The organism is Rahnella sp. NRRL B-41462 (genome assembly GCF_003263525.1).
Classification (GTDB): Bacteria; Pseudomonadota; Gammaproteobacteria; order Enterobacterales; family Enterobacteriaceae; genus Rahnella; species Rahnella aceris.
On sequence record NZ_JYDF01000127.1, the window covers coordinates 1 to 6,022 of the forward strand.

Below are 6,022 nucleotides of genomic sequence, written 5' to 3' on the forward strand. Positions count from 1 at the left end.
CAACGTTATTGGTTCTGTGGGGAGGCGGTAAGTCAACGCATCCACAACGACAAGAACGAAGGAAAGGGTGCTGTCTGACATAACTGCTCCGGACCGGAGGAAAAATAATAAGAGCTGGATGCACAGGCCATCGCAGTGGCTCTGATGCAACCGACAATGCAGTTCGTGCCGCCAAAAAGCCCGGAACAGCAGGATATCCAGGCCTTACACCGGGCAAGGCAGCGTATTGTTAATCACCGCACCGCGACAGTTTGTCAAATAAGAGGGTTGTTACTTGACCGGGGGATCCCCATTGGCAGTGCTGTCTCCAGAGCTCGCCGGGCTATTCCTGTTATCCTTGAAGATGCAGAAAACGGTCTCAGTCCCCGTATGCGTAGAACAATCGCGGAACTCTATGATCTCTTTAACGATCTCGAGCGTCGGATCCATTTTTTTGATAAGGAAATTGAAACAGTATTCAGGCAATCAGCAGCCTGTCAGCGTATCGCCAAAGTTAAAGGCATTGGCCCTAAAACGGCCACGGCCGTTGTTGCTGCCATTGGCAAAGGAACTGAATTTAAGAATGGCCGTCACTTTGCTGCATGGCTTGGTCTGGTTCCACGCCAGCACTCGAGTGGCGACAGGCAGGTGCTGATGAATATGACGAAAAAAGGCGACAAGCATCTGCGGACACTTTTTATTCATGGTGCCCGCGCTGTCGTCAGGGTTGCCACGAATAACAATGATGGTTATATGAATCAGTGGGTTAACCAGTTAAAGGAACGGCGCGGATTTAATAAAACGACCGTGGCGGTCGCTAACAAAAACGCGAGAATAATCTGGTCGATGCTGAGAAATGAAACGGAGTATCAGGCAGTAGGAAGTTAATCTCCTGCCAGCAAAAGTTGCAGCGTACTGAGAAATGGTGACAGGTTGCACCTGCACAATCGGAGCCTGATTTTTACACTGGCCTCAGAGGCCGTCCAGTTGTTGAGGCGATAGTGTGCGGATTACCCATTTGGGCACAGGTTTTCCTGATGCCGGATAGATGTAAGCAACAACCCAAAACCAGATTCAGTACTTGCAAAACGGAGGTAGTCCATAGATGTAAAAGGTGGCGTCGGAAATGGCGTGCTTACGGCAGAGCTCACGGGCAGAAACCCCGGCTTCAGCCTCGCGGAGGATACTGATGATCTGTTCGTCGGAAAAACGCTTCTTCATGGGGATGTCCTCATGTGGCTTATGAAGACATTACTAACATCGTGGTGTATTAATCAACGGGGAGCAGGTCAGCATGTAGCCGGTGTCTGCCGGCACATTTGCGGTTCAAGGGCAGACCATGTCGATTGTAGCCAGTTTCTTATATCGCCAGAACAAAATCACCGAACGAAGTACTGATTCTCGAACATCGCTAAAAAAATGAAACGACATTCTTTTATCCGGTATAATACATATAACAAAAAACAACTTAAAATGGTGCTATATGTATAATTATGAATGGATTTTCTTTGATAAAAATGGCGAGAAACTTCCAGTAGTGAAAACATCTGAGAATCGCATTTATGCTGCGGGCGATGTAAAAACTCACAATGGGAAAAGCTATGAAATTGTTCACAGGATCATCGATCGCGTGAACAAAGATAGTGACCTCCAAATAGCCGTCGAAGTTTAGCATTTACCATTACGCCCGTGTGACGAATCTCGATGTTCATCCCTGCCAGCAACTATAGAAACCGCAGGGCAACAAGCATTCTATTTCTCCAAAATCGGCATCAAGGCAGAAGTCAACATACTCTCCACTCTCTCGTTGTCAAAATTATAAGCAGACAATTTCACTGAAAATCCAGTATTTATTTTCAAAAAAAACGACAAAAATAAAATTTAAAGTAGCTATCAACAATAAGTGGTATTGGCTGGAAAAGCACTTTTTTTATAAAAAAAAGACCATATAATTATGGCCGTTACATCCATGTAATCCATTATCAATAAATAGAATTGCCACCTTTATTTAGGCCGACGCTCGGCCTTTTTTTTATGCTCTTACCGCTCGAATCTAGGACAATTTTATCCCCCATGCACCCCAGCCTTTTCCACCAGTTCGAGTAAAAATGATTTTATGCCCATCCGGGCGGTTTTTGGATACACGTAAGTCACTCGCATTGAACATAACACCTGATGAACGGGGGAGCATGTCAAATATATGCTATACAGAAGTCTGTCGCTCAGTAGAACGAAATTTGTAACAATATGCTGTAACGGATCACGAGATCACGGAACGGCTAGAATCATTAGCACGACGAAGCACAGATGAGATCATTTAGGTTCCACTAATAAGAGTAACAGGCCCGACTTAGCTGCTTAGGCAGAGTGCATTTACCATGTTTGCCATTACAAGACATTTTAGGGAAATTGAATGAACAGCCCTTATTGGTTGACGAAAACACGGGTCATTATTTTATTTACTTTCATGCTATTAACCGCTTTTATGCTCATTAGCTGGAGCAGTTACGAAGTCGCACGACAATCCCTAAATAATGAAATTGAGGAAAATATCCTGCCTCTAACCAGTGATAATGTCTATTCAGAAATTCAGCAAGATCTTTTGAAACCCATTCTTATTGCATCTTTGATGGCTCACGATACTTTTGTTCGTGATTGGGTTTTAAATCATGAACAGGATCCTGATGCAATGATTCGTTACCTCAACGAAATAGACCATCGTTTCGATACCGTTTTTTCCTATTTCGTTTCTGATAAAACCTATCGTTACTATGACCCCAAACGCATCCTCGAAACAGTCTCTAAAGAGACCCTACGGGACCGTTGGTACTTCCTGGCTAAAGTGCTGCCCGTGGACAAACCCTATTCGATTGATGTCCGTCCAGATCCAGAGGATCATACCCATCTTGACGTATTCGTTAACCATAAGGTCAATGACTATAAAGGTGACTTTATCGGCGTTACTGGTATTGGTATTTCAGTGGAAAAGATTAAGGTGCTGATTGAAAAATATGAGCAGCGCTATAGCCGGACTATCTACTTTGTAGATAAAAGCGGACAAGTAGTCCTGCATGGTCAATCCTTCCAACGCGCAGCGAATATCAGGCAGCAACCAGGATTAGGTCCACTGACTACCGCTATTCTTACTGTTCCCGGCGGAAGCTACCGGTATCAGGTCCAGGGGCAGCAAGTGCTACTCAATACTCGTTTATTACCCGAGTTCGATTGGTATTTGATGGTTGAACAAAGCAATCATCCTCTGGAAAAGGTGCTTTTCATCACGCTACTGAAGAACCTGAGCATCGGCATTGTGGTCAGTGTGCTGTTTTTATTACTGCTATGGCTGACCATCGGCGGATATCAGCGCCGGCTGGAGCAAATGGCCACCAAAGATAAGCTCACCGGTGTCATGAACCGCCAGGCATTTGAACATCATTTCCTGCGTATGCGTTCAAATATGTTGCAACAGGGCAAGCTGGCGAGCTTGACGATAATCGACATCGATTATTTTAAACCCATCAACGATCTTCACGGTCATAGCATTGGCGATCTGGCCATTGTGCACATCGCCAGGCTGATACAAACATCTCTGCGGTACACCGACGGCATGTGTCGCTGGGGGGGGGATGAATTTCTGGTGTTGATGCCGGAATGCAACGGCGAACAAGCTGTGGCGCGTATGCGAACCCTGTCCGAGCACATTGCACAATCACCGTTAATCTCAGGAAGCAAAACCATACCGATCACCATAAGCTGTGGAATTGCAGAGACCCAAGGCAATGAGGAACTGAGATCCTTGGTGGAGCGCGCAGATATTGCTTTATATCAAGCCAAGCGGCAGGGGCGGAATTGTGTCGTAAAAATGGATGAATAATCCGGCAGGCAGCGGAGTGATGGGCTGCCGCGATAATCCTTTACTAAACCGACGATTACCGTACACCACTCTGCCTGTATGTCCGAAAGTTAGTACAACTACAAACGGACAGCCTGATAGTTCCGTACATCCCTTACGGTCAGGGGTTTCCGCTCAATGGGACGAAATCATCCGTTAAGCTTAAACCGCTTAACGAATGGAAGGGACTTCCCCTGGATAAGCGCCTGATTAACTTTCGTGCAATTATGGGATAAACATTGACCCAGAGGGATTCATTATGACCATCACCATTGTCGGTATCGATCTTGCTAAAAATGTGCTTGCTGTTCATTGCGTTGACCAGAATGGTAAAGCAGTTCTGGTTAAACCCAAGGTGTCGCGTGCAGCACTTTCTGAACTCATTGCTGGTTTACCTCTCTGTGTCATTGGAATGGAAGCCTGCTCGGGTGCCCACTATTGGGCAAGATTATTCAGGAAGTATGGCCATGATGTCCGGTTGATGGCACCGAAATTTGTCTCACCCTATCGCATGGCGGGTAAGACCGGGAAAAATGATGCAACTGATGCAATAGTCATTTGTGAGGCTGTGCAGCGGCCGCATATGCGATTTGTACCCGTCAAAGACGAAAGCCAGCAGGCAATGCAATGCTTACATAGGACAAGACAGGGATTTATTCAGGAAAGAACAGCGACGTATAACCGTCTTCGTGGACTGGTATCTGAATTCGGGGTTATTGCCCCACAAAGCACTGATGCTCTGCGTCATGCTGTTTCTGACAAGAAAGAAACTCTGACAGTACAGGTCAGGCTGTGCATTGATGGTCTATTAGCGTATGTAACTAATATTGAAGAGAAAATCGCCGAATATGACAGGGTGTTATCTCGTGTTGCCAAAACAGATCATCGCAGCCAGCAGTTAATGGAACTGAAAGGTATTGGGCCCACAACAGCGAGTGCGCTGGTCGCCAGTATTGGCAATGCCCATGATTTTAAGAACGGACGCCAACTGGCAGCCTGGTTGGGGCTAACGCCATCACAATACAGTAGTGGCGGAAAATCAAAGCTTGGCAGGATAACAAAAGCGGGTGATGCCTACCTGCGAACCCTGCTGGTCCAGGGAGCCCGTTCTGTAATGGTAGGGGCAGAGAATAGAACGGACTCGTTTAGCCGTTGGGTCTGCTCGTTGATTGGTAGGCGGGGATACTGGCGTGCTGTCGTTGCAATCGCCGCCAAGAATGCGAGGTTGTGCTGGGCATCATTACATTACGGCGATGACTTCAGACTGTATTCAACAACGTGAAAAATTAAACTGAGTAGTAACTGAACTGTAACTCTTTGATGATAAAGGGTTATAATCCCGAGAGAAGTATCTGCATATCCTACTGGATATCACTATCCGATTAACGAGGGAGGATCTCACGAGCGTCTTTCATCAGGGCCCGAATCAATAGCGATTCAGCGTGACCGATTATAGTAGCGCAGTCTCATCCCTTGCCTTTCATTGATGAACAGACAGAAATTAAAAACCGGCGTTGACTGTTCGGGGAAGCCCTTATAGTAGGATAATTAATGAGATGGTCACTCCCTCCTTCCCGGTACTATGCTGAGGATAGGCTTTCATTCGGAGAACTATCATGGAAAACATTGCGCTCATTGGTATCGATCTGGGTAAAAACTCTTTCCATATTCATTGCCAAGATCGTCGCGGCAAGGCTGTTTACCGTAAAAAATTTACACGGCCAAAGTTAATCGAATTTTTGGCGACATGCCCCGCTACAACCATCGCAATGGAAGCCTGTGGTGGCTCTCACTTTATGGCACGCAAGTTGGAAGAGTTGGGGCATTTTCCTAAGCTGATATCACCACAATTTGTCCGTCCATTCGTTAAAAGTAACAAAAACGACTTTGTCGACGCCGAAGCTATTTGTGAAGCTGCATCGCGTCCGTCTATGCGTTTTGTACAGCCCAGAACTGAATCTCAGCAGGCAATGCGTGCGCTGCATCGTGTCCGTGAATCCTTGGTTCAGGATAAGGTAAAAACAACCAATCAGATGCATGCTTTTCTGCTGGAATTTGGCATCAGCGTTCCACGAGGAGCTGCCGTTATTAGCCGACTGAGTACCCTTCTTGAGGACAATAGTTTGCCTCTATACCTCAGCCAGTTATTGC

General features: G+C 46.2%; 3 protein-coding genes and 3 pseudogenes. 5 read left to right on the plus strand and 1 reads right to left on the minus strand.

The genetic code is table 11. The annotated features are described in order from the left end of the window. Positions 1-117: 117 nt before the first annotated feature. A pseudogene (locus UC14_RS23760) lies at positions 118-867 on the plus strand (IS110 family transposase); the annotation flags it as partial. A 213-nt stretch (positions 868-1,080) separates the two neighbouring features. Here UC14_RS23760 and UC14_RS23765 read toward each other — a convergent pair. Further along, positions 1,081-1,200: pseudogene (locus UC14_RS23765) on the minus strand (transposase); the annotation flags it as partial. Positions 1,201-1,462: 262 nt separating this feature from the next. On the opposite strand from UC14_RS23765, the gene UC14_RS26805 reads away from it, so the two are divergent. The 4 genes and pseudogenes from UC14_RS26805 to UC14_RS23785 form a co-directional block, all read left to right on the plus strand. Further along, positions 1,463-1,651 (plus strand): hypothetical protein, encoded by a 189-nt coding sequence (locus tag UC14_RS26805; RefSeq protein ID WP_157962150.1) that lies wholly within the window; start codon positions 1,463-1,465, stop codon positions 1,649-1,651. Between the two features lie 741 nt (positions 1,652-2,392). Continuing rightward, entirely contained in the window at positions 2,393-3,853 is a 1,461-nt protein-coding gene (locus UC14_RS23775; protein ID WP_112198559.1) for a sensor domain-containing diguanylate cyclase, read from the plus strand. A 277-nt stretch (positions 3,854-4,130) separates the two neighbouring features. Further along, positions 4,131-5,153 (plus strand): IS110 family transposase, encoded by a 1,023-nt coding sequence (locus UC14_RS23780; RefSeq protein ID WP_112198560.1) that lies wholly within the window; start codon positions 4,131-4,133, stop codon positions 5,151-5,153. Between the two features lie 334 nt (positions 5,154-5,487). Then, a pseudogene (locus UC14_RS23785) lies at positions 5,488-6,022 on the plus strand (IS110-like element IS4321 family transposase); the annotation flags it as partial.

Bases quoted from the DNA above. Each gene is read 5' to 3' on its own strand.
- UC14_RS23775 (WP_112198559.1), top strand. From the start codon at position 2,393: ATGAACAGCCCTTATTGGTTGACGAAAACACGGGTCATTATTTTATTT.
- UC14_RS26805 (WP_157962150.1), top strand. From the start codon at position 1,463: ATGTATAATTATGAATGGATTTTCTTTGATAAAAATGGCGAGAAACTT.
- UC14_RS23780 (WP_112198560.1), top strand. From the start codon at position 4,131: ATGACCATCACCATTGTCGGTATCGATCTTGCTAAAAATGTGCTTGCT.